This is a genomic window from Jongsikchunia kroppenstedtii DSM 45133 (assembly GCF_000380485.1).
GTDB lineage: Bacteria > Actinomycetota > Actinomycetes > Mycobacteriales > Mycobacteriaceae > Jongsikchunia > Jongsikchunia kroppenstedtii.
Window position 1 is genome coordinate 96396 of record NZ_AQYG01000051.1, and the last position, 23231, is coordinate 119626.

The window sequence follows — 23231 nt, forward strand, 5'->3', positions numbered from 1 at the left end:
CGAGTCAACGACACGCAACAGTGACGGTTCCCAGATCGGCGAACCGCGCAGCAATGTGATGTCCGGGGACAGCCGTCACCGCGTCAGTCATTCCGCCGGTCAGGATCAGCCATCCGGGCTCGAGAGCGATCCCCCGCCGACCGAGATCGTTCGCGGCCAATGCCAGCGCCTCGGCTGGATGTCCTTGCACCGCAGCGCCGGTCGCCGAATCGACGACCTCTCCGTCGACCTCGACCAGGCAGCCCTGCAGCGACAGATCGAGGTGTTGGGGGTTTGCCGCAACCGGGCCCACTACGAATCGCGCCGACGAGGCGTTGTCAGCAATGACATCGGTGAGTGTGAAGCGGAAGTCTCGATAGCGGCTGTCGATGATCTCGACGCCACCATGCACGGCAGCGACCGCGCTCATCGCGCGAGCCGCCGTGATACCTGGCCCCTCGAGGCGTTTACCGAGGACGAAGACGATCTCGGGTTCGATGCGCGGATGAATGAGATCCCCGACGTTCAGCGGAACGCCATACGGCATCACCATGCCGTCGGTCAGCCACCCGGTCAGCGGCGAATCCACGCCCATGCGCTGCTGTTTCGCGTGCGAGGTCAAACCGAGCTTGATCCCGACGATGCTCTCGCCGGCTGCAACGCGGCGATTGACCACGAGATCTTGGACTCGGTACGCCGACGCAATATCGAGATCGGGCCATTCATCGGTGATCGGTCCGCGGTCGGTCCGACTTCTTTCTGCGGCGGCAAGTTCCCGCGCCGTTCGTTCGATCGTCCAATTCCTACTGGTCATCGGGCAGCCCCTGACGACCGAATCGCGCAGTGGCAGAACCCAGCCCGTCAAACGTCACAGTTGCGACATCGCCGGGAACAACGGGATGCGCGGCAGAAATGGAGCCCGGCAGGATCACCCCACCTGCCCGGAGGGTGACACCCCGCTCGCCCATGACGTTGGCCAGCCACACGAGAGCATTGATCGGTGAACCCAGCACCGCACCGGTGGCACCGGTATCGACGACGACGCCGCCGATGCTCAGAATTCCTCCGATACAACGCATGTCGATGGCCACTGCGGCCGTGCGGCGTGATCCCAAGACGACACCACCCGACGACGCGTTGTCTGCGACAGTGTCGACGATGCCGATCTCCCAGTCACGGATCCGGGAGTCGATGATCTCCAGCGCTGGCGTCACCCACGCGATCGCATTCATCGCGTCAGCCGCGGTGACCCCCGGACCACGTAGATCACGACCCAGGATGAACGCGATCTCTGGTTCGACTCGCGGGTCTATGAATCGATCCGCGGCGATCTCTGCGGCGTCGAGAAAGAACATCGTGTCGGTGAGGTGCCCGAAGTCGGGCTGCGAAACGCCGAGTTGCCGTTGCGTCGCTGCCGAGCTCAACCCGACTTTGTACCCCTTGACGGTTGCACCGTCGGATTCCCAGCCGCGCACCTGCGTCAGCTGGATCTGGTAGGCGTCATCGACCGTGAGATCGGGGTGCCGCACCGAGATCGGCGCGATAGGGCGCCCAGTGCGATGTGCATCAGCGATCGCCGACGCACATTCGACGATGGTCTGCGTGGCCATGTGACTCCTCACCTCGTGCGCCGCATGTTCGTCTCCAAAGTGTGTACAGTTTGACGGGCGAAGTCAAGCGTTGACAAGCCCAAAAACTGTATGCACTATTGGGAAACCGGCTGCATATCAAGAAGTGAAGCGGCATTGGTGACCGACCTCGAACGACAAGGAACGCTCATGTGGAGCTTGGTGACATGCTCATCCGACACCGACGCGCCGAAGGGCTCGGCGGACTCGTTTGTCGCCTTCGCAATGGATGACGGAACGTACTGGACGGCAGCGGAGGTGGCACCGTTTTCACACGTCGGACAAATGGTCGCGCAATGGGAGGTACTCGAGCCGTCGCTGCGGCGTGCGGACCCCACGGCCGGCTCGCAGGTGAACCCCGAACGGGTTGTCGCGCCCCTGCCGCAGCCGGGAAAACTGATCTGCGCCGGCGCGAATTATCGAGATCATCTTCGTGAGATGGGAATCGCCGAAGTGCCGCCCACGATGGAACCATTCTTCTTCCTGCTGCCGAGCACGTCGATCAGCGGACCAGGCGACCAGGTGACGATCCCTGCCGATCCTGCCGCCAAGGTCGACTGGGAAGCCGAACTCGGTGTCATCATCGGCGTGCCGGCGCGCAACGTACCTCCGGGCCGCGCACTGGACCTTGTCGCCGGCTATACGGTGGTCAACGACATCTCATCCCGCGGCCGACATCGGCGACCCGACCCGCTCGCGCCGCCATTCGCATTCGACTGGCTTTCATCCAAAGGCGAGGACGGCTTCACTCCGATCGGCCCGGGGTTGCGGCCGGCATGGTTCATCGACGACCCACAGAAACTATCGATTCGCCTGTGGCGCAACGATATCCTTGAGCAGGACGGCACCACCGCCGATATGATCTTCAATGTCGCTCAGCTGGTCAGTGCGGCCAGCGAGCGGATGACGCTCCAACCTGGAGACGTCATTGCCACCGGGACCCCTGCGGGCGTCGGCGCAGGCAAGGAACGCTTTCTCGCCGACGGCGACTCCATTCGAGTCGAGATCGCAGGCGTCGGCGCGCTGGTGAACGGGATTTCGGTCAGATCAGCGGTGTTGGCATGAGTACCGGTACGGCGGACCCCCTGTTCACACCGCTCGCGCTCGGTGGCGTGACCGCACGCAACAAGCTGCTGATGGCTCCGATGTCCGTCGGCTATGGAACACCCGCGGGAATGGTCTCAGACAAACAGATCGAGCATTACGCGCGACGTGCGGCCGGGGGCGTCGGCACCGTCATAACGGAGAACTTCGCAGTGAGCCTCGGTGGTCGGCAAATGCCGCTTCAGCCAATTGTCACCGAACCGGAACACATGGACGGCCTTACGCGGCTGGCGGTCGCCGTTCACGAGCACGGGGCGTTGGCTATGGTGCAACTCGTCCACGCTGGTCGCTATGGCGGCCCGTGGGAGGAATACGAGAGTCGACGTCGGCTCGCACCGTCTGCAATTCCCTTCGAACTGCTGCCGGGCCGCACTGTGACTCCGCAAGAGATCACTGCCGATGAGATCGGCCAGGTCGTCTCCGAGTTCGAGAACGCCGCGCGGATGTGTGAGGCCGCCGGCTTCGATGGCGTCGATATTCATGCCGCACAAGGCTTTCTGCTGTCCGGATTCCTGTCGCCTCGCCACAACAACCGCACCGACGGCTATGGCGGCGACTTCGACGGGCGTACCAGGCTTGTTCGGGAAGTCGTTCGAGCGGTACGGGCGGCCACTACCGAAGGCTTCGCCGTCGGTGTACATCTGATGTCCGACGAGCTCGTCGAAGGCGGATGGATCATTGATGACGCCGTTCGATTGGTTCCACTGCTCGAGGACGACGGCGCGGACTTCTTGTTCGCAATCCCCTCCACATTCGAGACACTGCGACTACCCGCCAACGAAGGCTTGCTCGGCCGACCGGGCTACTCGTTGACGGACACATCAGCTCTGCACGCGGCGTCTTCGGTGCCGGTGATCGCCAACGGCGGACTATCGGATCCGACGCTCGCCGCGGAAACCCTGGCGCACGGGACCGCGGACGGTATCGCGCTGGCCCGCGCAGTGTTCGTCGATCCCGACTGGCCTGAGAAACTCAGGACTCGACGCACGGACGAAATCCGTGGCTGCCCATGCCATCCGCCACTGTGCTTGCAGACTCAACTATCGGGCGCACAGTGCAGCCACTGGCCCGCCGATGCACGAGAACGCGGATACCTCGGCTTCAGTCAGGGGGCGCTGCGATGATCACGTTGACCGACATCGCTTACGTACGATCGGGAGTCTCCGATCTCGACGGAGCCGTCGACTTCGCCACGAAGATCGTGGGTCTTACCCCGGTGCCCACCGACGAGCCGGGCGTTGCGCACTTTCGCGCCGACGAACGCAGTCGCTGCCTGACGTTTGTCCAAGGCCCGTCAGGAGTCATCGCAACCGGTCTGCGCGTCGGTGGGCACGATGAACTCGCCGATGCCGAAACACAATTGGAGAAACGAGGGATCAGTGTCACACGTGGAGACGCGGCCGGCGCAGCCTCTCGCGGTGTAGGGGCCTTTATCGGCTTCAACGACCCGTGGGGCAACCGAGTGGAGCTGGTTTCGGGCCAGCACGTCACCGCGGAGCTGCTGGCGCCCGGCCGCAACGCGGGCATCACCGAGTATGGACACTCGTGTCTCGACGCACCCGACGTCGTCGAGGCTGGGCGATTCTGGACGACAGTGTTCAGTGCGAAGGTCTCGGACTGGGTGGGCGAAATGGCGTGCTTGCTGCGTGTCGACCCGATGCACCACAAGCTCGCGATCTTCCACGGGGAGGGCCCAGCGCTGTGCCACATAAACTTTCAGGTGGCCTCCTACGATGATCTGTTCCGCAATTGGCACTTCCTGGTCGACAATGACGTAGAGATCATCCAAGGGCCCGGGCGCCATCCAACGTCGGGCTCGGCATTCGTCTATTTCCGCGGACCGGAGAACCTCACCTACGAGTACGCGGTCGGCACCCGGATGATCACCGACGACAATGCATGGGTTCCACGCGTTTTCGACCCTGCGCTGCCTTCCTCAATCGATATGTGGCGCGGTCCGATCACTCCGACTACTCGTCAGAGACAACTCTGACGTCGCCCGATTCTTGATCGACGACCAAGGCCCTCGGTAGGCTCTCGATCCGGCCGTCTACCCAACACGTTCGGGCGACGCGTGCACAACAGCGAGCGCCTTGCGTACGCAGTGCGGGTCGTAGTCTGATGCGCAATCGGAGAGCACCTGTAGAGCGGTTCGCTCGAGGTGGTGCGCCATGAGCGCGACTGCACCTTCATCATCATGCGCCGCAACGGCATCGAGGATCGCCAAATGTTCGGCATCCCCGGCGGCCGCCCACGCCCGAGGGTCGAATTCCTGCGCGATGCGAATGTATCGGGTGCTCCGGTCCGCCAGCGAGCGCAGCTGTCCCTCGACGGGCTCCCCTACAGCGTGGCCGAGTATCCGGTGGAATTCCGCGTGGGCCACAAACCACGCGACAGTGTCATGGCGTTTGGCTGCACGACGCATCTCGGTCAAACGCGCCTTCGCTCGGCGGGCATCGGCTGCCGTGAACACATCCGCGGTCATCGAAACCGCCAGGCATTCCAATATGATTCGCGATCCATAGATCGAATCGAGCACCTTCGGGTCGAATCCCGACACCCGCATTCGCTGGTTCGGCTCGAAGTCGACGAGACCTTCCTCTTGCAGCATGCGCAGCACTTCACGCACCGGAGTGCGGCTCACACCGAGCTGCTCGCCCAGACCCACCTGAGACAGCTTCGTACCCGGGGGCAGCGTGCCATCGAGGATGCACTCCCGAAGATAGGCGTGGATTGGTGCGATCGACTGGCGCGCCTCAGGAATATCTAAGCGTTCGAGCCCGGGTACCCGCAGCGTTCGTTCTCCCATCGGCACATTGTGCCTCATTCCGACCTGAAACTGCATACAGGCTCTTGACGTCGACCAAAAAGTGCATACAGTTACAGGGGACCCGACAAGTGAGGAAAGCCACATGATCTTCGTCAGCCACGCCATCCCCGTAAACGCAGCCGGCGCCGTTCATCTCAACCGCAACGACGTCTGGGATGGCCTGGTACGCAAGGCGAACAACGCGCTGCCGTTCGTGCCGGCGATGAGCGACTGCACAGTCACGCAACGTCATAGCGGCACAGTCTTCGACCGCGACATCGCCATCCGGGGCGAGCCGTTCACCGAGCGGATCACCTTGGAGGAACCGCACCGCGTCGTGTTCACCAGGATGTCCGGCTCGGTGCTCGGCACCATCGCCAACGAGATTGTCGGCGACGACGACAGCATGCAGTTGCGCTTCAGCTTCGCCCTCGTCATCCACGGGGTGACCGGCGGTTCGCAGGAGGAGGCCGACTTCGCTGCTCGCATGACCACCGATTACCTCGGCGCCGTGACCGCCACCCTCGCGGCGATCCGCAAAGTCGTCGAGGAGGCAACCCAGTCCGCCTGACCGGATTGACCCCGTCGCCATCTGTAAACCCCATCCACCCATCGAATTCCACCGGAGAACCACCATGACCACCGCGCATACAACCGCCCCCACCTGGCTGATCGACACGTACGCCGACGTCGACGGGCAGGACCTCGACGCACTGCTGCTCCGCTTCGCCCCGGAGGCGGAGCTCATCTTCGCCAACAGCCCCGCTGCAGTCGGCCGGGACGCGATTCGGGAGACGCTCACTCAGTTCTGGGGAACGATCGGCGGCCTCCGACACGAGTTCCGGGCGCTCGCGGAGACCGATCGCAATGGCCTCGCCGTGGAGGGCACCTGCCACTACCGCACCCATGGCGGAGCCCAGGTCCCACTGCCGGTCGTCACCATGATCGACCGCGACGACCACGGCTTGATCACCTCGATGCGCATCTACATCGACTCTGCACCGCTGTTCGCGCAGATCGGTGCAGAAAGCTCCGCCCAACAATGAGGGAAGAGATCTGCGACGCCGCGCACGTACTCGCGGACCGAGGACTGGTCGGCCCGTTCGGCCACGTCTCGGCGCGCATGGACGAGTCGCAGATACTCATCACCCCCGCCGTCCCGCTTGCCACGGTGACGCCGGCCGAACTGCTGATGGTCGCGCTCGATGCCGACGTGCTGGCGTCCCGGGTGCCCAAGGAGGCCTGGATCCACATGGCGATCTATCAGGCCCGGCCGGACGTCGGCGCCGTGGCCCGCGCGATCCCGGAGTCCACATTCTCCGCGGGTGCCGCGTTCGACGAGTTGCGACCGCTGCACGGACAGGCCTCGTGGCTCGGTCCGGTGGTCCATGTGCATCCGGTACCGCGCCTCCTGCGTGACCGCTCCGCCGCCGAAGCCGCCGCACAGACTCTCGGACGATCGGACGCGATGATCCTTCGCGGCAACGGTGCTGTGACTGTCGCCGCCACACCCGGGCTCGCCGTGGCCCGCATGCATCTACTGGACACCGCCTGCCGCGTCCGGCTCGCCGTCGACGGACCCGTGCAGGAACTCGGAGCTGACGACATCGCAGCGTGGCGGGACGCGCAAGACCCTCTCCTGGAACGACTCTGGCGCAACCTCGCCGACGAATCACATATTCCGCACCGCCGAAAGGAAAACGCATGAGTGAGAAGAAGACCACTGCCGCCGCAGCGGTGACCAAGCTCGGCTACGTGGGTTTCGAGACTCCCGATCTCGACGCATTGGTGGACTACTACACGACCAACCTCGACTTCGTGGTCGTCGACAAGGCCGGCGACTACGCCTATCTGACGACGGGTTCCGAGCATCACAACATCGTCATCGAGAAGACGAAGGACCAGCCCCGGGGACGTACGTTCGTGGGCTGGCAGATCGAGGGCGGTCTCGACGACGCCGAGAAGCGTCTGCGCGATCGCGGATATCAGACCGAGCGCCGCACCGACATCGGTCCGGGCTCGCCGGACACGCTGATCCTCGAGGAACCCGGCACCGGCACCGCGCTGCATCTGTTCTCGGAGATCGATGCAGTGGAGGTCCCGAGCAGTTGGCTGCGCCCGACCAAGCTCGGCCACGTCGCCTCGTACGTGCCCGACCTCGATGGCGCACAGGCGTTTTACCAGGATCTATTGGGCTTTCGCTGGTCCGACACAATCGGGGACTTCTTCGTGTTCCTGCGCTGCGGGCACGATCATCACACCGCAAACTTCATGAAGAGCGCGAAGTACCGCGACATGCACCACATCGCCTACGAGGCCCGCGACCTCGATCATCTGCAGATGATGCTCGACAACCTGGCATCGAACAATTTCCGCCTCGAATGGGGGCCGGGTCGACACGGCGCCGGGCACAACATCTTCACCTATCACAAAGATCCCGATGGCAACGTGATCGAGCTGTTCACCCAGCTCGACGTGATGGCCGACGAGGACAAAGGCTACTTCGAGCCCCGGCCCTGGCATGAGGACCACCCCCAGTACCCGAAGACATGGGAAGTCGACGTGGCGGCGGCCAACAGCTGGGGACCCATCAACCCGGCCATGCTCGACCATTGAGCATCGCCGCGACCATGACTCGTCTACGCAGACAGGAGAATTGATATGTCCGAGATCAAGGGCCGACTCGCCGGCAAGCGCGTGCTACTCACCGGGACAGGTGGCGGTCAGGGCAAGGCGGCACAGGCGATGTTCGCGCGGGAGGGCGCACGGGTAGTCGGTTGCGACATCCAGCCAGGCCGCGCTGAGGCCACCGCCGGCGAGCTCTCGAAGGCCGGGTACGACGTGTGGGGAACCACCGCCGACCTGACTGACCCGGACGTCGCAGAAAAATGGGTCGGTGACGCCGTCGACCGCCTCGGGGGCGTCGACGTCCTCTACAACAACGCCGCCGGATTCGGATTTGCGCCGTTCGCCGACTTCACATACGAGCTGTGGACGTCGACGATGCGCAGCGAACTCGATCTGGTGTTCACGGTGACCCACGCGGCATGGCCGCACTTGACCGCGGGGGGCGGGTCGGTGATCAATGTCGGATCCATCTCGGGTATCCGTGGCGTGGCCCCGCTGGGCCAGGCGGCTCATGCGGCGGCCAAAGGCGCGATCATCGCATTGACCAAAACGCTTGCCGCCGAAGGCGCCGAGGACGGCGTGCGGGTCAATGCCATCTCCCCCGGTTTCGTCACCTCGCCGGCCACCGACACCGCGGTGCCCGACGAAGGCCGCGAATACATGGTGGGACTGCACCTTATCCGGCGACCCGGGACCGGCGACGACATCGCGGCCCTGGCGGTATACCTGGCATCGGACGAATCCAATTGGGTGACCGGACAAAACATCTCAGTGGACGGCGGATGGAGCGCCGGGTTCCGATGATGCACGTGATCGACGCCGCCCACCAGAACGAAACTGCACGCTGTCGAGCGCGGCGCGCCGGCGAAATGCATGCTGATGACTGAAGATTTTCGTCGGATCGCGTACAACCACAACAGCGGCTGGAGCCAGAGCTTCTTCACCGATGTAGTGGTGATCGACGGACCGCACCGAACGATTTACTTGTCCGGCATCGGAGCCGAAGACACAACCGCTGAAAATCCTGAGGACATGCGGGTTCTCGCAATCGGCGACTTCGCAGAACAGACGCGGATCGCGTACGCACGGATCAAATCCCTGCTCGAAACACATGGCGCGAGCCTTGCGGACATCGTCCGGATGAAGACGTACGTCCTGGATGCCGAGAACGTCTACCTGTATCACCAGGTGCAGCGTGAAGCTCTCGAAGGTCTGGCGCCTCCACCGCATACCTTCCTGCAGGTCGCCGGCCTCGCATCACCCGACATGTTGGTCGAGGTCGAGGTCACGGCCGTGGTTCCGCTGTCCTCATGACCGCCGCATTCGTCCCGTTGGCAGTCGGACTTCCACCCGCCGATTCCTAGCTGCAGTTGTGCCATGCGCGCACAATGACCAGCGATCTCCCGTCACGAGTGACTTCCGTCACACGCGGGCGGATCGAGGTCACTGACCCGGAATGGCCCTCGGATTATGTTCGATCCAGCGCGATGCGAATAGCATTGGCACACAAGACAACAGGAGACCCGCCATGGTTCGCGTCCTACACGTCAACAGCTCACCACGATCGTCGAACAGCCAATCGCTAACGGTAGCGAACGAATTCTTGGCGACGTTCCAGAAAGCTCATCCCGACGCCTCGGTCGACACGTGGGATCTGTTCGCCGACCCCCTCCCGGCGTTCGGGGTCCATGCTGCGGAAGCAAAAATGGCGACGTTCTTCGGCCAGGAGCAATCGGCAGAACAGCAGACGGCCTGGGAGTCGGCGCGCTCGGTATTCGAGCGAGTCCAACAAGCCGACTTCTACCTGTTCAACATCCCGATGTGGAACCACGGCCTGCCGTACGTGCTCAAGCAGTGGATCGACATCATCACGCAGCCCGGATGGGCGTTCGGATTCGATCCCGCCACCGGGTATTCGGGGCTGCTGAACAACAAGCGTGCCGTCTGCGTATACACAAGCGGCGTATACGCAGACGGTCGCCCGCCCGCATTCGGGACCGACTTCCTCACATCGTATTTCGGTGACTGGCTCAATTTCGTCGGCGTCACCGATGTCGCCGAGATCAAACTCCTCGGGCAAGTACTGAACCCCGACCCCGCAGCCGCCGCCGAGCTCGCCGTCAAGCAGGCACGAGAACTGGCCACTCAGGTCTGATTCGACGAACAGGACATCACGTGTACGCCAACCCATCACAGACGGCCAGAACTGCGCCCGATCCGCGCGTGACCGCTACGCCGGCAGAGTTCTATAGCGGCGGCAACCGGATCGCCGCGGTGGTCTACACGCCGACAACGGACACCCTGCCCGGATCGCAACGACCCGGTGTGGTCGTCTGCAACGGAATGCGCGGCGTCAAGGAATGGATCGTCCCACCCTTCGGGGAGTACTTCGCGGCAGCCGGCTACACCGCGGTCGTTTTCGACCATCGCGGCCTCGGCGAGAGCGACGGTGAGCGCGGCCGCGTTATTCCGCAGGAACAGGTCGAGGACGTGCGCAATGCGATCACCTTTCTTGCCGAGCGCGATGATGTCGATGCCGAGCGGATTGTGCTGTGGGGCACCAGCTTCGGCGGTGCCAACGCGATATCGGCGGCGGCGGCCGACTCACGCGCGAAGGCCGTTGTCACCCAGGTCGCATTCGGCGATTGGGGGCGAGTAATGCGCGAGACCCTGTCGGAGCCTGCTTATCGGACACTGATCGCGGAGATCGATGCCGACCGGTCAGAACGCATCCGAACCGGCAAATCCAAGCATGTCTCACCTGATCTGATGCTCGACAACGACGAATCACGCGCAGCCAAGAAGCGCTCGGCCCGCGACACCGGGCAGCGGCCCGAGCTCACCTTCACGGTCGAGTCGGTCGAGCGATCCTTCGACTACCGCCCAGAACTCGTTGCTGCGCAGATCGCTCCGCGGCCGCTGCTTGTCATCGGCTCGGCCGTGGACCAGGTGATCCCGTTCAGCGAATGCCAGTCGCTCTACGACCACGCCCTCGAGCCCAAAGAGCTGCAGTCAATGAACATCGGCCACTACGACATCTGCGAGCCCCCCGGCTCGGACGACGCCGCACAGATCGCCGTCGACTTCTTTGCGCCAGTCGCGTTCCCGGACTGAGCAGACACAGGCTCCATCTCCCCTACCGCCGCTCCACCCGAAGGAGGCACAATGTCCACCGAAATCGCCGCGGGCAGGCCCGCCGGCCCGCCACCCAATCCGCATCTGTGGAGCCGAGACGGCTTCAATGGCGATATCTGTGTCACATCACGGCCCTACCCGATCGTCGAGTACACCGATGTCCGCGGTCCCCACGTACCCCAACGGGTTGACCTGGCTTCAGTGGCGGCTGCCGACCACACCGATGCCGCGGCACCGCCCACCATCATCGCCCACAGCCGCACCGATGCCACAATCTCGGTTTCCAGGCGCATTGCGCCGACTCCGTTCCTGTGGCGGAATGCCGAAAATGACGAGCTGCACTTCATCCAGGAGGGCGAGTTCGATTACCTCACCGACTTCGGATTCATGCACTGCAGCCCAGGCGATTTCGCGTACATACCGCGCGCGGTCACCTACCGCGTCGTCCCCACCACGACGTCGGCGCTGCGGGTCATCGTGGAGACGCCATCGCAGGTAGCGCTGAAGCCCCCCGCTCCGTTCGGCATGATCAATTTTGCCCGCGACGTCGGTCGACCCGACCCAGGCCGCGCGCCCGCGCTGGACGGTCCGGTTCAGCTGCTGGTGAAGAGCTTCGACGGGGTCACCGAGTACACACTGCCCCGCGACCCGATGGCGCTCAACGCGATCATCGGGGGCAGTGTTCCGGTTTGGCGGCTGAACCTCGCCGCGATCCAGCCGCTGACCTATCTCACTCATGGCGGGCCGCCCGACTCGTTCGCCGAGACCGCCGATCGAGATCTGTTGTTCTACACGCTCAGCGCGCGTTCGGGCGATCGGCCACCGATGCATCACAATGCCGATTACGACGAGTTGATCTTCTACTTCCGCGGGCCCGGCGAGTACGGATCAATCACGGCCCCAGGGCAACTCGCCTGGGTACCGAAATCTATCGCACACTGGGGCCCCAATGAAGACGTGCCCGACGGTTACCTGGCCTGGCTGATCGAAAGCACCGGAACGATGCGGCTGACCCCCGATGGCGCCGCCGCGGCACAGTTGATGGAGACCGGCGAGTTCGGGGTCAGCAACGCCACCCGGCTACCCGGGGCGGGTGAGTGAATTGACCGGCGAAACCGACTCGCTGCAGAGGCTGCTGGACAAAGACGCCATCGGCGAGTTGCTGGTGCACTTCTCGTATGTCGTCGACGAAAAGGACTGGCGGGCATGGACAGATTGTTTTGGCGACAACCCCCACGTCGAGTTCCCGTTCGACAGCTTCGACGGCCGCGACGGGCTCGGCGACTGGGCGCAGCGTGCCCTGGCACCCTACCCCGTCACCCATCACCTGAACGGAAACCTGGAGATCGTCCTCGACGGCGATACCGCCCGAGCGCGCGTCAAACTGCTTGCGGCACACATGCCTTCGTCCGACGATCCCGGCACGCACTTCGACGTCGCGGGCACCTACCACTGGACCTTGTCGCGCACCCCGAACGGCTGGCGGATCAGCCGGCTGCGACTGGACGTTGCCTACACCAATGGCACCGACCCGAGCGGTCTCGCTCCCGCCACCTGACCCCGCCTTTCACCCCACCCCGGCCCAGAACACGAGGAGCCACCATGACCACCGAAATCGCCAGCACTTACGACGGATTCATCGGACCTGACATCGACCCCAGCAAGTGGTTCTATCTCGAATACCCTCTTCCGGATGGCTCCTCGTGGGTCTGCCGGGAACCGTCGACGATCATGACAATGGCCGACGGCCGGTTCACCGCCGACATCGGTCGGTTCGAACTCGAACATCCTGTGCAGGTCATCGACAACTGCAAGCTGGTTCTGCTCTCGACGCAGGCCTTTGAGATACCGGCGACCGGCACCCTCACCGTCAGCGCCGAACTGACCGCGACCAGCGCCGACAGCAACAGCGACTACCGCGACGGGTTCGCCTCGCTCATTGTGATCGAACCGTCGAGCGGCATGGTCTTCGACATCGCCGCGACCAGCGACGAGGTGTTCGCGATTCACGAGCAGCTGCCGATATCGGAGTCGGTGCGCAGCTTCACCCGCGTCACCAACGACCCGCTGGCAGGCGTCGCCACCGGCGCCGGCGTTCCGCACACCTGCGCGATGACGCTCAACGCCACCGAACGGTCGGTTCAATGGGCGGTCGACGGCACCGTGATCTTCGATGCCAAGCAGATTCCGATCCCGCAGCAGATCCATGTCGGCATGGGAATCTTTACCCTGCATCCGGTGTCCGGCGGGGCGAGCCATTCGCTGCGCGGCCAGGGCTTGCGGGCGTCATGGTCGGGCATTTCGGTTGTTCAGTCGTAAGAGATACGCGCGCAGCCGATTTCGATATCAGACTCAGAACGCATCACACGGAGACCTCCAATGAGCACAAGCGAACCCATCCTGATCATCGGTGGCGGAATCGGCGGTATGGCCACGGCGCTGGCGCTGGCGAACAGCGGGCGCGCGGTGCATCTCGTCGAGCAGGCGAGCGAGTTCGGCGAAGTCGGCGCGGGCATCCAAGTCGGGCCCAACGTCATGAAGATGTTCGATCGGCTGGGCGTGATCGAACCGATCAACGACATCGCGTTCTTCCCGGAGAACCTGATACTCAAGGACGCACTCGACTCGAGCGAGGTCGCCCGCATGCCCCTCGACCGGGACTTCCGGGAACGGTTCGGCTACCCATACGCCACCATCCATCGCGCCGACCTGCACTCGGTCCTGGTCGACGCGTGCGCCGGCAACGACCTGGTCAAGCTCGAAACCGGCCGCAAGATCGTGCACGTAGACCAGAACCCCGACGGTGTGAGCGTGCAGACCGAGTCCGGTGAGGAGCTGACCGGTTCGATCCTCGTCGGCGCCGACGGCATCTGGTCGGGCGTGCGCAGCCAGCTCATCGGAGACGGGGAGCCGCGGATCACCGGGCACATCGCCTACCGGGCGGTGCTGCCGATGGACGAGGTTCCCGAAAATCTGCGCTCGAACTCGGTCGTTCTATGGGGCGGGCCGGATCTGCATCTCGCCCACTACCCGCTGCGTCGCGGCGAACTATTCAATATGGGCGCCATCTTCCACAGTCAGCGATACCTGCAGGGCGCCAACGTGTATGGCGATCCAGAGGAACTCCATGCTCAGTTCGCCGGCGTCTGCGGCGAAGTCGACACCCTGCTGGGCAAGATCGAGGAGTGGCGCATGTGGGTACTGCGCGACCGCGACCCGATCGAGCATTGGTCCGACGGTCGCATCACCCTTCTCGGTGATTCCGCCCACCCGACGCTGCAATATCTCGCGCAGGGGGCCGGCATGGCGATCGAGGACGCCTGGACCCTCGCCGACCGTCTCGACCACACCGGCGACGTCTCGGCGGCCCTGCGTGAGTACGAGGCCCTACGAGTCGTGCGTACCGCACGGGTGACGCTGTTCTCTCGGCTGTACGGGGAGATTTATCACGCCAAGGGTGTCGGGCGCGCGGTGCGTGCACAGATGCTCGCCGGATGGACCCCGGCCGCGGCCCGCGAAAGCTTCAACTGGATCTATTCCGGCATCTGAACCAACCTCCGATCACCCACCCGACCGACCTCGAAGGCGCCCGATATGACCACCGAAACCGAACCCGCCTCCTCCGGCAACGCAGCCGACAACTACGAAGAGGTCACCGGTATCAGCGACGAGATCGGACCAAATGTCCGTGCGCTGCAACTTCTCCCACCGTTTCCGCCACACCGCATCCCGCGCGGGGCGCGGCCGCATCAGCTATCCGAGGACCAGTTCCCCCGGCTCTCGCACACCGAGAAGCGACGCCGCTGGGACGGACTGCGCAAGCGCATGCTGATGCGCGGCATCGATGCACTGATCCTCCTCGGCAACGACATCTACTGGGACATGGGCAACGCAAACCTGCGCTACGTCACGGGCATCGCGGCGAAGATGGGCTCGCACGCACTGTTTCTGCACGATGCGGACCCGGTGCTCTACAACGCGGTTCCGCACATGAGCCGGCCGTTCCACCAGCAGGCCAGCGTCCAGGACTGGGTCACCGACATTCGGATCGGGCACGGTGTGCCCGAACTCGCGGCCGAACTTCGTGACCGCGGACTGGATCGCGGCCGCCTCGGGGTAGTCGGGTTCAGCTCGACGATTCAGACGACGGCGACATTCCTCGACGGCGAACTGTCGGGCCTGCGGGCGATGTTGCCCGACGCCGACCTGGTCGACTTCAGCGATGCCCTGCAGCACATGCGAATGGTCAAGAGCGAGGAGGAGATCGACATGATGCGCCGCGGTGCGCGCATCGGCCGGAAGGTGCTCGACACACTCGTGGCGTCCGCCCGTCCCGGCGTCACCGAGGCGGAGGTGTATGCGGACATGATTCGCACCCAGATCGCCAACGGGGCAGAGCCCAACATCTTCAACCTCCTGGCATCCGGACCGGTCGAGCACCCGAGCGATGAGCTATGGCACCTTCTGCACGGCAACGACCAACCGGTCACTCCGACCATGCGCCCCCTCCAGCAGGGCGACCTCATCGTCACCGAATGGCACACCAAGTTCGGCGGCTACCTGGTGCACACGGAGTACACCGTGTACCTCGGCGACGCCGTTCCCCAACCGTTGCAGGATATCTGGGACGTGTCGCTGGAGTGTCTGGACGCCACACGCGAGGCGTTCCGGCCCGGAGTCACCCTCCGCGAGGCGTGGGAGGCCACCCGCAAACCGGCGGAACGGGCAGGCTACGACTTCGTTGAACTCGGCTTCCACGCAATGGGCTTGGCGTCACCTGAATTCCCCACCGTCATCTACCGACCCGGCTACGGCAGCCCAGCGCTCAACGGATCGCGTATCGGCGGCCTCGTCCTGGAGGCCGGCATGACCTTCGGCAACAACATCGACCTGCACAACCCCGCGTGGAAGCCCGATGTGGGAGCGATGCTGTCCGACTTCATGGTGGTCCGAGAAGGCGGCGCGGAGATGTTGGTGGGCACGCCGCGACACATTGGACTGGGTGGCGAATTGTCATGACACAACTCGGTATTGCCCCGCTAGAGTGGTGCTCACACCAACGTGAGGAGATGTTCTCCGATGTCGACTCCCGGTCGCTTCAATGGTGGGCCGCATCGACACCTGACGGCCGACGAGGCGTGGGATCTCAGTTTCCTCGGCGCGCTCCCGGCACACGTCCAGACAGACCTGCGGTCGAGCGCCTTGGGCATGACGATACCGCCCGGTCACATCATCTACCGCAACGACGATCACGCCCGGCTGGTGCTCATCGTCTCCGGCCGCGCCCGGATCGTGGCGTCGTCGCCGGAGGGCCGCAAGGCGACGATCCGCTACGCGCGCAGCGCCGATTGCGTCGGAAGCATGTCGGTGGTCACCCGGTCGCAGCCAGTGATGGCGCAGGCCATCACCGAAGCCGAAGTGCTGTTCATAAACGTGGACCGACTGCGCCGGTTCGCACACACCGAGCCCGAGGTTGGCTGGCAGCTCGCTCAGTTCGTGGGCACGGTGGCCACGCAGGTCATCGAGATGATGACGGCCGCTCTGTTCGGCTCGGTGCGGCAACGCCTGGCCCAGCATCTGCTGGATCTGTCGGTGCACTACGACGATCGGCTGATCGTCGTAGTGGATCAGCAGGAGATCGCCGACGCGATCGGCTCGGTGCGCGAGGTCATCGCCCGCACGCTCAAGGAATTCCGCGAGCGCAATCTGATCTCCCGTACGCCCAACGGGTTGCAACTGGACAACCCCGACGAACTGCACGCCATCGCGCTGGGCGCCTGAGCGCCGACGGGGTTCTGCCTGCCCGTGCGGCGGTAGCGCGAAGTGATCGGAGAAGAATCCATGACTGACGCAACGACCGCCCCGGACGCACCGAACCCCGAAGACGCCGCAGCGCTCGATGCGCTCTACGGCGACTTCGCCGCAGGCAACATGATGCCGCTGTGGACCGACATCGGCGACCTGATGCCCGCGGCCCCGCATCCCTCGGCGATCCCATTCGTGTGGCGGTGGGCCGACCTACTCCCGCTCGCGCAACGAGCCGGCGAACTCGTTCCAGTCGGACGCGGTGGCGAACGCCGCGCAATTGCGCTGGCCAATCCGGGACTCGGCGGCCGCCCATACATCAGCCCGACGCTGTGGTGCGCGATCCAGTACCTCGGCGGTCACGAGGTCGCTCCGGAACATCGTCACTCGCAGAACGCATTCCGATTCGTCGTCGAGGGCGAGGGCGTGTGGACGGTGGTCAACGGCGACCCGGTCCGGATGTCGCGGGGCGACCTGTTGCTGACGCCCGGCTGGAACTTCCACGGACATCACAATGAGACCGCCAACCCGATGGCCTGGATCGACGGGCTCGACATCCCGTTCGTGCACTACACCGACACCGCGTTCTTCGAGTACGGATCCGAACGGGTCACCGACGAGTCCACCCCGGATCTGTCCCGCTCGGAACGACTCTGGGCACACCCCGGTCTGCGTCCGCTGACCGGGCTCGCCGCAGCCGCCTCGTCGCCGATCGCCGCCTACCGTTGGGAACACACCGACCGGGCACTGGCCGCCCAGCTCGAGCTGGAGGATGAGGGACACCCGGCGACCGTCGGGCCCGGGCATGCAGCCGTGCGCTACATCAATCCCACAACCGGCCGGGACGTGCTGCCGACGATCCGCGCCCAGTTCCATCGACTGCGCGGCGGAGCTGCCACCAGCACCGTGCGCGAAGTGGGTTCCACGGTCTACCAGGTCTTCAGCGGCCGCGGAGCTTTCGTCATCGACGGCCAAGAGCATCCCGTGTCCACGGGCGACATCGTCGTCGTCCCCTCCTGGGCGGCCGCGTCCATCCACGCCGACGAACAGCTCGACCTTTTCGCATTCGGCGATCAACCCATAATCGAAAAACTCGACTTCGATCGCACGTTGACGGAAGCCGCGAACTGATCGAATCACGAGGAGCATCAACATGAGACTCGCTACCCTCCGTCTTCCCGACAGCACAACGGCTGCCGCCCGACTCGATGGAGACCGATACGTCGAGATCAGTCCGTACACCGACGTGGGAATGCTCTTGGCACAGCCGGATTGGCTCACGATTGCCCGATCGGCAAGCGGCTCCACACACGCGGCCGACTCTGTCGAACTCGAGGCCGTGGTGCCCAATCCGGGAAAGATCCTCTGCGTCGGCCTCAACTACAAAGGACACATCAAGGAGATGGGCCGCGATATGCCCGCATACCCGACAATGTTCGCCAAGTTCGCCGATACGCTTACCGGCGCCGACGATCCGATCGACGCTGTGACAGAAGATCGCGAACTCGACTGGGAGGGCGAACTGGTGGTCGTCATCGGAACGCGCGCCCACAAGGTCGCAGAGGCCGACGCCGGAGCACACATCGCGGGCTACACCGTTGCCAACGACATCTCCATGCGCGGTTGGCAGTTCCGGACCAAGGAATGGTTGCAGGGCAAGATCTGGGCCAAATCGACGCCATTGGGACCGCTCATGGCGACCGGGGACGATTTCTCTCCGGCGACCGCGGTGCTGCGCACCCGAGTCAACGGCGAGACGATGCAGGAGCATTCGACCGGCGACCTGCTGTTCACGCCCGAATTCCTGGTGTCCTACATCTCGACGATCTTGCCACTCAACCCCGGCGACCTGATCCTGACCGGGACCCCCGGCGGAGTCGGCCGGGCCCGCGACCCACAGGTCTTCCTCAAGGCAGGCGACATTGTCGAGGTCACCGTCGACGGGCTGGGCACCCTGAGCAACGCGATCGTCGAGCCCAGCTGACCAGCATGGGCACGCGCGCGGACCTCACGACTGATCCCGTTCTCCAGGCTCAACTACTGACCGCCCGGCGCGGCACGGCATTGTGGCTGCGCGCACTCAACGAACTCGACGACGACGAGTTCGACGCCCCCACAATCCTTCCCGACTGGGACCGTCGCCATCTGATCGCCCATGTCGGGTACAACGCCCGCGCTATCAGCAGACTCGTCCACTGGGCAAACACCGGAGAACAGACGCCGATGTATGCCTCGCCCCACGCGCGCGCCGACGAAATCGCACACGGCGCCACGCTGTCGACGCAGGCGCTTCGCACCCTCAACGACCACGCCGCAAGCACCCTCGACAATGAGTGGCGAGACACTCCAGATCCATTCTGGCGCAATACCGTCCGCACCGCACAGGGCCGATCAGTCGCACTGCGCGAGACCGTCTGGATGCGCACCAGAGAAGTATGGCTGCACGCCATCGACCTCAACACAGGCATTCGATTTGCAGATCTCCCTGCCGAGGTGTTGCACCGGCTGCTCACCGATATCGTCGAAACGTGGACCACACGCGATTCCGATCCGGGTTTGCGCATCAAGGTCGACGGAACCGACCTGGAGCTCGGAGCCGGTGCCGACACGTCGTCAACACTACGAGTCGGCGGGACGCTGCCCGCCGTCGTCAGGTGGGCAGCCGGCCGCGGCGGGCAACACCTGTCAACAGGCCAGCACGTGCAGGCTCCCCGGTGGCTGTAAACATCGCGAAGGTGTGCACCCTGCTGGAAACCTCTGAATTAGCCTAGGCTAACCTAGCGAAGGATTTGTCCGATTGACGTCCCATCGTGAGGAGTGCCCATGCCCGCTCGCATCAGCCGATACCTTGTCGGCCTCGTTGCCCCGCTGGTCCTGGTCGCTGCGGCGACCACCGCGTGCTCGTCGTCGGACGACAACGACTCCGGTGGCTCCGGCGCCAAGGTGACGGTCAACGTGCCGGGCAAGGCGCCGGTCGAGATCTCGGGCGTCCCGAACCGGATCGTGACGCTCAACTCGCAGTGGACCGATGTCGCCCTCGACTTTGGCGTCACGCCGGTCGGCTACTACGACGTCATCCAGCTCCGGTCGGGTTCGCCGGCACCGTGGCTGAACGCGAACATCAAGCAGTCGACGTTCCTCGATCCGTCCAAGGATCTCGTCGGCAATGTCGCCAAGCTCAATCCCGATCTGATCGTCGGCGATGCCCAGAGCGAGGGCGGCCCCACCACCAACGCCGACGCCATCGGCAAGCTGGCGCCGTTCATCCCGAAGGTGAGCGATCAGCAGGTCGATCCGTGGCAGGACATGGTCACGACGATGGGCCGTATCCTGCACCAGGAGCAGAAGGCACAGCAGATCATCGATGGCGTGCAGGACAAGATCAAGCAGATCGGCACCGACTACCCGCAGCTGAAGGGCAAGTCGTTCGCGTTCGCCGCTGTCTACGGCACTGACCAGATCACCACGCTCGGCGACGGCAACGACGGCGCCGCCAAGTTCTTCACGGACCTGGGCATGACCGTGGCACCGGGACTGGCCGACGAGGCCAAGCGCAGCAACACGCCGCGGCCGCAGCTGAGCACCGAGAACGTCAACCTGCTCAACAGCGACCTGCTGGTGATCAACGCGACCACCCCGGACCTGCAGCAGTCGTTCACCGCCCTGCCCGGCTACCAGAATCTGACTGCCGTGCGTAACGGCGCCGTGAGCTGGCTCAACCTGATCCAGATCTTCGGATTGAACTCCCCGTCCCCCAGTGCCATCACGACCAACCTGGACGCGCTTCGCCCGGCCTTCGCAAAGGTGAAGTGATGAAGCTGGTTTCGAGGATCGCGGCCGCTGCCATCAGCACCGGCCTGATCGCCTCAACACTCGCGGCCACCGCAACGGCCGAGCCGGCACCGAAGTGGAACAAGCTGCCCGTCGTGTACGTCTCGGGTTCCAACGATCTCGCCATCACCGCGCAACCTGTCGTCGACGCCATGCGCGCCGCAGGCCTCGACGCCTACCTGTTCAACGTCTGGGATCCGTCGAACCCGTACACGAGTCCGTACCTGACGGTGAAGGGCAACTCGAAGCGGCTGGCGACCTTCGTGGACGGCGTGCGCAAGCGAACCGGATCGAAGAAGGTCGACCTGGTGTCGTACTCGCAGGGCGGCATCGTCGAGCGGTACTACCTCAAGGACTTCGGCGGTGCGGCGGTCACGCGTGCGACCGTGATCATGTCCGGCATGATCAAGGGTTCGCCGTTCCAGACGCAGGCGATCAAGGAAGGCAAGTGCCCGCCTGATTCAGTGAAGGAGTTCTTGCCGCGCGGCATCAAGATCCCGAACCCGACCCCCGCCTGCAACGAGATGGCGTTCGGCGGCAAGGAGATCGCGGCGCTGAACTCGCCCTCGGAAGCCCTGCCGGGCATCACCTACTTCAACATCACGTCGAAGCAGGAGACCGACGCCGCGCCCTACGACATCAACCTGATGTCGGGCCCCGGCACGTACACCAACCTGGTCACCCAGGACTACTGCCCGAACGACCCGGTCTATCACATAACGATGCCGCACACGCCGTCGGTGCAGTCGGCCGTGATCAGCGCACTGAAGACCGGCAAGGCGCATTTCACCTGCATGTTCGGCGGCCGCTGAGCACTACGGCGCTACAGCAGATCCACGACGGGCCCCGCGCGACCATCGCGCGGGGCCCGTCGCATCCCTAGCACGGACCGATGCGCGCGCGAACCAGTTATGCACCCTCGTCGCCATCGCCCAGGGAACGGATCATGCTTCGCAAACTCCGGAACGCAGCTGACCGCTCAGCGTCCGTCATGCCGGCCAGCATTCGGTCCTCGACGGCCCGCACCGCGACGGTAGCCTTCGCGAGCCTCCGTCGGCCGAGAGGCGTGAGTCGGGTGGGAAGAACCTTCCCGACGGGCGCCTCCGCAGGCCTGGTCACGTGACCCTCTCGTTCCAGCGCCTGGAGCAACACGTTCATCGACTGCCGTGTCACGAACGCGCCGCGCGCAAGCTCCGAGTTCGACAAGCCTGGCCGCTGCGCCAGCAGTTCGAGGCAGGAGTAGTGCGTCACGGTCATCCCGAGTGGCCGCAGCACCTCCTCCATTGCCACACGCAGAGCAGTCGACGCTTCCTTCAGCAGGTAGCCCAGCGACGTCTCCAGGTCGACACCGACACCATCTTGACTCATGTCAGTATTTTGACATAGATTGACTCGTGTCAGAAAACTGACATAAGAGGAAGGAGCCTCCCATGCCCGCCACCGGACCTGATTTCATCTCACTGCAAGCACGCAACCTCGACGCATCGCAGGCGTTCTACGAGAAGTACCTCGGCCTCGTCCGCTCGCCGGCCGGGCCCCCGCACGCGGTCGTCTTCGAGACGACACCGATCGCGTTCGCACTGCGCGACGTCATTCCCGGCACTGATCTCGATTCAGTTGCGCAGCCCGGAATCGGTGCATCGATATGGCTCCACGCCACGGATGTCCAGGACATTCACGACGCTCTCGTCGCAGACGGCCACACCATCGTCTCCGCACCGATCGATGGTCCGTTCGGTCGAACATTCACCTTCGCTGACCCAGACGGCTACCAGATCACGCTCCATGACCGCATCTGATAGGTCACGCATCGGCGTTCATCGCCGCGGGACAGACGGGAACGAGGCTCCCCGACTACAGCCCGGCGCGCTCGAGGGCATTGTCATATTCCTCCAACGCGTCTTTCTGACTCTTGCCGTCGGCGAGCGCCTGGCGGTAGACGGCCAACATGTCCTGGCCTACCTCCGCGAACCGCTGGTCCCACTCCTCCGAGCCCTGCCGCCAATAGCCGACGATGTCGAATTGCGCCGAGGCCCAACCGAGTTCGCCGCGCAGCCATTTGCGCACCGCCCGCGACTGCGCAGCCTCGCCGGCGAACCACAGGTACCCGTCACCGTCCGGAAATCGCTGCGCCGCGATGAGATCGGCGAGCGTGCTCGGGCCAGCACCGTTGCCGCCGACGGCCCGGACCACCGAGACGTTGTCGCGCACAGGAAGATAGCCGAGGTCGTCCTCGTCGCTCACTTCGACGACCGCGACCGCGGGCACCGCGGCGGGCAGTTCCTCGATGATCCGGGCCAGAGCCGGCAACC

28 protein-coding genes are annotated in these 23231 nt (G+C 64.3%); 23 read left to right on the top strand and 5 right to left on the bottom strand.

All coding sequences use genetic code 11. The features are described from left to right. Nucleotides 1–4: 4 nt before the first annotated feature. Together G341_RS0118425 and G341_RS0118430 are read right to left on the bottom strand one after the other, a co-directional pair. Nucleotides 5–793 carry a 2-keto-4-pentenoate hydratase gene (locus tag G341_RS0118425; RefSeq protein ID WP_018180646.1) on the bottom strand — a complete coding sequence of 263 codons (789 nt, stop codon included), beginning with the start codon at nucleotides 791–793 and terminating at the stop codon, nucleotides 5–7. After that, nucleotides 783–1589 (bottom strand): 2-keto-4-pentenoate hydratase, encoded by an 807-nt coding sequence (locus G341_RS0118430; RefSeq protein ID WP_018180647.1) that lies wholly within the window; start codon nucleotides 1587–1589, stop codon nucleotides 783–785. Before G341_RS0118430 ends, G341_RS0118425 begins: the two co-directional genes overlap by 11 nt. Before the next feature lie 138 nt (nucleotides 1590–1727). Between G341_RS0118430 and G341_RS0118435 the strand changes: the two genes are divergently transcribed. The 3 genes from G341_RS0118435 to G341_RS0118445 are packed head-to-tail and all read left to right on the top strand — an operon-like array spanning nucleotide 1728 to nucleotide 4704. Next, on the top strand, nucleotides 1728–2672 hold the full coding sequence (locus tag G341_RS0118435; protein WP_222836612.1) for a fumarylacetoacetate hydrolase family protein: 945 nt from the start codon (nucleotides 1728–1730) through the stop codon (nucleotides 2670–2672). Then, entirely contained in the window at nucleotides 2669–3835 is a 1167-nt protein-coding gene (locus tag G341_RS0118440) for an oxidoreductase (protein ID WP_018180649.1), read from the top strand. The genes G341_RS0118435 and G341_RS0118440 overlap by 4 nt, the downstream gene beginning before the upstream one ends. Then, nucleotides 3832–4704: a VOC family protein gene (locus tag G341_RS0118445; RefSeq protein WP_018180650.1), complete on the top strand. Its 873-nt coding sequence runs from the start codon at nucleotides 3832–3834 to the stop codon at nucleotides 4702–4704. Before G341_RS0118440 ends, G341_RS0118445 begins: the two co-directional genes overlap by 4 nt. Nucleotides 4705–4761: 57 nt before the next feature. Here the strand turns inward: G341_RS0118445 and G341_RS0118450 are convergent, their stop codons facing one another. Continuing rightward, nucleotides 4762–5520 carry a GntR family transcriptional regulator gene (locus G341_RS0118450; protein WP_081622627.1) on the bottom strand — a complete coding sequence of 253 codons (759 nt, stop codon included), beginning with the start codon at nucleotides 5518–5520 and terminating at the stop codon, nucleotides 4762–4764. Between the two features lie 103 nt (nucleotides 5521–5623). Between G341_RS0118450 and G341_RS0118455 the strand changes: the two genes are divergently transcribed. The 19 genes from G341_RS0118455 to G341_RS0118545 all read left to right on the top strand — a co-directional run bounded on the left by G341_RS0118455 (nucleotide 5624) and on the right by G341_RS0118545 (nucleotide 21731). Beyond that, on the top strand, nucleotides 5624–6091 hold the full coding sequence (locus G341_RS0118455) for an SRPBCC family protein (protein ID WP_018180652.1): 468 nt from the start codon (nucleotides 5624–5626) through the stop codon (nucleotides 6089–6091). A 64-nt stretch (nucleotides 6092–6155) separates the two neighbouring features. After that, on the top strand, nucleotides 6156–6566 hold the full coding sequence (locus G341_RS0118460) for a nuclear transport factor 2 family protein (RefSeq protein WP_018180653.1): 411 nt from the start codon (nucleotides 6156–6158) through the stop codon (nucleotides 6564–6566). Continuing rightward, entirely contained in the window at nucleotides 6563–7228 is a 666-nt protein-coding gene (locus G341_RS0118465) for a class II aldolase/adducin family protein (protein ID WP_018180654.1), read from the top strand. Before G341_RS0118460 ends, G341_RS0118465 begins: the two co-directional genes overlap by 4 nt. After that, a complete protein-coding gene (locus tag G341_RS0118470) occupies nucleotides 7225–8136 on the top strand; it encodes a VOC family protein (RefSeq protein ID WP_018180655.1) in 912 nt (303 codons plus the stop codon). The genes G341_RS0118465 and G341_RS0118470 overlap by 4 nt, the downstream gene beginning before the upstream one ends. 45 nt (nucleotides 8137–8181) lie before the next feature. Beyond that, complete coding sequence (locus G341_RS0118475) at nucleotides 8182–8952, top strand: SDR family NAD(P)-dependent oxidoreductase (protein WP_018180656.1); 771 nt, start codon at nucleotides 8182–8184, stop codon at nucleotides 8950–8952. Nucleotides 8953–9027: 75 nt separating this feature from the next. Continuing rightward, nucleotides 9028–9462, top strand: coding sequence for a RidA family protein (locus G341_RS0118480; protein ID WP_026303867.1), 435 nt, complete (start codon nucleotides 9028–9030; stop codon nucleotides 9460–9462). Nucleotides 9463–9676: 214 nt separating this feature from the next. Next, nucleotides 9677–10303, top strand: a complete 627-nt coding sequence (locus G341_RS0118485) for an FMN-dependent NADH-azoreductase (protein WP_026303868.1) — start codon at nucleotides 9677–9679, stop codon at nucleotides 10301–10303. Between the two features lie 68 nt (nucleotides 10304–10371). Next, a complete protein-coding gene (locus G341_RS0118490; RefSeq protein WP_043452000.1) occupies nucleotides 10372–11262 on the top strand; it encodes an alpha/beta hydrolase in 891 nt (296 codons plus the stop codon). Nucleotides 11263–11313: 51 nt separating this feature from the next. Next, the gene (locus tag G341_RS0118495) at nucleotides 11314–12384 is read left to right on the top strand and encodes a hypothetical protein (RefSeq protein ID WP_026303869.1); all 1071 of its coding nucleotides are present in this window, start codon (nucleotides 11314–11316) and stop codon (nucleotides 12382–12384) included. Beyond that, nucleotides 12377–12841 carry a nuclear transport factor 2 family protein gene (locus G341_RS0118500; protein ID WP_018180661.1) on the top strand — a complete coding sequence of 155 codons (465 nt, stop codon included), beginning with the start codon at nucleotides 12377–12379 and terminating at the stop codon, nucleotides 12839–12841. Before G341_RS0118495 ends, G341_RS0118500 begins: the two co-directional genes overlap by 8 nt. Nucleotides 12842–12885: 44 nt before the next feature. Further along, nucleotides 12886–13602, top strand: a complete 717-nt coding sequence (locus G341_RS0118505; RefSeq protein WP_018180662.1) for a DUF6081 family protein — start codon at nucleotides 12886–12888, stop codon at nucleotides 13600–13602. A gap of 60 nt (nucleotides 13603–13662) precedes the next feature. After that, complete coding sequence (locus tag G341_RS0118510) at nucleotides 13663–14832, top strand: 3-hydroxybenzoate 6-monooxygenase (RefSeq protein WP_018180663.1); 1170 nt, start codon at nucleotides 13663–13665, stop codon at nucleotides 14830–14832. A 45-nt stretch (nucleotides 14833–14877) separates the two neighbouring features. Beyond that, entirely contained in the window at nucleotides 14878–16302 is a 1425-nt protein-coding gene (locus G341_RS0118515; protein WP_018180664.1) for a M24 family metallopeptidase, read from the top strand. A 60-nt stretch (nucleotides 16303–16362) separates the two neighbouring features. Further along, nucleotides 16363–17064: a Crp/Fnr family transcriptional regulator gene (locus G341_RS23195; RefSeq protein ID WP_018180665.1), complete on the top strand. Its 702-nt coding sequence runs from the start codon at nucleotides 16363–16365 to the stop codon at nucleotides 17062–17064. Between the two features lie 60 nt (nucleotides 17065–17124). Next, the gene (locus G341_RS0118525) at nucleotides 17125–18219 is read left to right on the top strand and encodes a cupin domain-containing protein (protein WP_043452003.1); all 1095 of its coding nucleotides are present in this window, start codon (nucleotides 17125–17127) and stop codon (nucleotides 18217–18219) included. Between the two features lie 22 nt (nucleotides 18220–18241). Next, nucleotides 18242–19072 carry a fumarylacetoacetate hydrolase family protein gene (locus G341_RS0118530; protein ID WP_026303870.1) on the top strand — a complete coding sequence of 277 codons (831 nt, stop codon included), beginning with the start codon at nucleotides 18242–18244 and terminating at the stop codon, nucleotides 19070–19072. Nucleotides 19073–19077: 5 nt separating this feature from the next. Further along, on the top strand, nucleotides 19078–19812 hold the full coding sequence (locus G341_RS0118535; RefSeq protein WP_018180668.1) for a maleylpyruvate isomerase family mycothiol-dependent enzyme: 735 nt from the start codon (nucleotides 19078–19080) through the stop codon (nucleotides 19810–19812). 99 nt (nucleotides 19813–19911) lie between these two features. After that, nucleotides 19912–20901, top strand: a complete 990-nt coding sequence (locus G341_RS0118540; RefSeq protein WP_018180669.1) for an ABC transporter substrate-binding protein — start codon at nucleotides 19912–19914, stop codon at nucleotides 20899–20901. Further along, nucleotides 20901–21731, top strand: coding sequence for an esterase/lipase family protein (locus G341_RS0118545; protein ID WP_018180670.1), 831 nt, complete (start codon nucleotides 20901–20903; stop codon nucleotides 21729–21731). Before G341_RS0118540 ends, G341_RS0118545 begins: the two co-directional genes overlap by 1 nt. 97 nt (nucleotides 21732–21828) lie before the next feature. Here the strand turns inward: G341_RS0118545 and G341_RS0118550 are convergent, their stop codons facing one another. Next, complete coding sequence (locus G341_RS0118550) at nucleotides 21829–22287, bottom strand: MarR family winged helix-turn-helix transcriptional regulator (protein ID WP_018180671.1); 459 nt, start codon at nucleotides 22285–22287, stop codon at nucleotides 21829–21831. Between the two features lie 62 nt (nucleotides 22288–22349). Here G341_RS0118550 and G341_RS0118555 point away from each other — a divergent pair, with 62 nt between their 5' ends. Further along, nucleotides 22350–22718, top strand: a complete 369-nt coding sequence (locus G341_RS0118555; protein WP_018180672.1) for a VOC family protein — start codon at nucleotides 22350–22352, stop codon at nucleotides 22716–22718. A 55-nt stretch (nucleotides 22719–22773) separates the two neighbouring features. Here G341_RS0118555 and G341_RS24200 read toward each other — a convergent pair whose 3' ends face one another. Then, complete coding sequence (locus G341_RS24200; protein ID WP_018180673.1) at nucleotides 22774–23229, bottom strand: siderophore-interacting protein; 456 nt, start codon at nucleotides 23227–23229, stop codon at nucleotides 22774–22776. Nucleotides 23230–23231: the final 2 nt, after the last annotated feature.

Bases quoted from the DNA above. Each gene is read 5' to 3' on its own strand.
- G341_RS0118470 (WP_018180655.1), top strand. From the start codon at position 7,225: ATGAGTGAGAAGAAGACCACTGCCGCCGCAGCGGTGACCAAGCTCGGC.
- G341_RS0118480 (WP_026303867.1), top strand. From the start codon at position 9,028: ATGACTGAAGATTTTCGTCGGATCGCGTACAACCACAACAGCGGCTGG.
- G341_RS0118510 (WP_018180663.1), top strand. From the start codon at position 13,663: ATGAGCACAAGCGAACCCATCCTGATCATCGGTGGCGGAATCGGCGGT.
- G341_RS0118485 (WP_026303868.1), top strand. From the start codon at position 9,677: ATGGTTCGCGTCCTACACGTCAACAGCTCACCACGATCGTCGAACAGC.
- G341_RS0118455 (WP_018180652.1), top strand. From the start codon at position 5,624: ATGATCTTCGTCAGCCACGCCATCCCCGTAAACGCAGCCGGCGCCGTT.
- G341_RS0118550 (WP_018180671.1), bottom strand. From the start codon at position 22,287: ATGAGTCAAGATGGTGTCGGTGTCGACCTGGAGACGTCGCTGGGCTAC.
- G341_RS0118535 (WP_018180668.1), top strand. From the start codon at position 19,078: ATGGGCACGCGCGCGGACCTCACGACTGATCCCGTTCTCCAGGCTCAA.
- G341_RS0118440 (WP_018180649.1), top strand. From the start codon at position 2,669: ATGAGTACCGGTACGGCGGACCCCCTGTTCACACCGCTCGCGCTCGGT.
- G341_RS0118465 (WP_018180654.1), top strand. From the start codon at position 6,563: ATGAGGGAAGAGATCTGCGACGCCGCGCACGTACTCGCGGACCGAGGA.
- G341_RS0118460 (WP_018180653.1), top strand. From the start codon at position 6,156: ATGACCACCGCGCATACAACCGCCCCCACCTGGCTGATCGACACGTAC.
- G341_RS0118525 (WP_043452003.1), top strand. From the start codon at position 17,125: ATGACTGACGCAACGACCGCCCCGGACGCACCGAACCCCGAAGACGCC.
- G341_RS0118425 (WP_018180646.1), bottom strand. From the start codon at position 793: ATGACCAGTAGGAATTGGACGATCGAACGAACGGCGCGGGAACTTGCC.
- G341_RS0118475 (WP_018180656.1), top strand. From the start codon at position 8,182: ATGTCCGAGATCAAGGGCCGACTCGCCGGCAAGCGCGTGCTACTCACC.
- G341_RS0118515 (WP_018180664.1), top strand. From the start codon at position 14,878: ATGACCACCGAAACCGAACCCGCCTCCTCCGGCAACGCAGCCGACAAC.
- G341_RS23195 (WP_018180665.1), top strand. From the start codon at position 16,363: ATGTCGACTCCCGGTCGCTTCAATGGTGGGCCGCATCGACACCTGACG.
- G341_RS0118495 (WP_026303869.1), top strand. From the start codon at position 11,314: ATGTCCACCGAAATCGCCGCGGGCAGGCCCGCCGGCCCGCCACCCAAT.
- G341_RS0118430 (WP_018180647.1), bottom strand. From the start codon at position 1,589: ATGGCCACGCAGACCATCGTCGAATGTGCGTCGGCGATCGCTGATGCA.
- G341_RS0118505 (WP_018180662.1), top strand. From the start codon at position 12,886: ATGACCACCGAAATCGCCAGCACTTACGACGGATTCATCGGACCTGAC.
- G341_RS0118450 (WP_081622627.1), bottom strand. From the start codon at position 5,520: ATGGGAGAACGAACGCTGCGGGTACCCGGGCTCGAACGCTTAGATATT.
- G341_RS0118545 (WP_018180670.1), top strand. From the start codon at position 20,901: ATGAAGCTGGTTTCGAGGATCGCGGCCGCTGCCATCAGCACCGGCCTG.
- G341_RS0118445 (WP_018180650.1), top strand. From the start codon at position 3,832: ATGATCACGTTGACCGACATCGCTTACGTACGATCGGGAGTCTCCGAT.
- G341_RS0118530 (WP_026303870.1), top strand. From the start codon at position 18,242: ATGAGACTCGCTACCCTCCGTCTTCCCGACAGCACAACGGCTGCCGCC.
- G341_RS0118555 (WP_018180672.1), top strand. From the start codon at position 22,350: ATGCCCGCCACCGGACCTGATTTCATCTCACTGCAAGCACGCAACCTC.
- G341_RS0118540 (WP_018180669.1), top strand. From the start codon at position 19,912: ATGCCCGCTCGCATCAGCCGATACCTTGTCGGCCTCGTTGCCCCGCTG.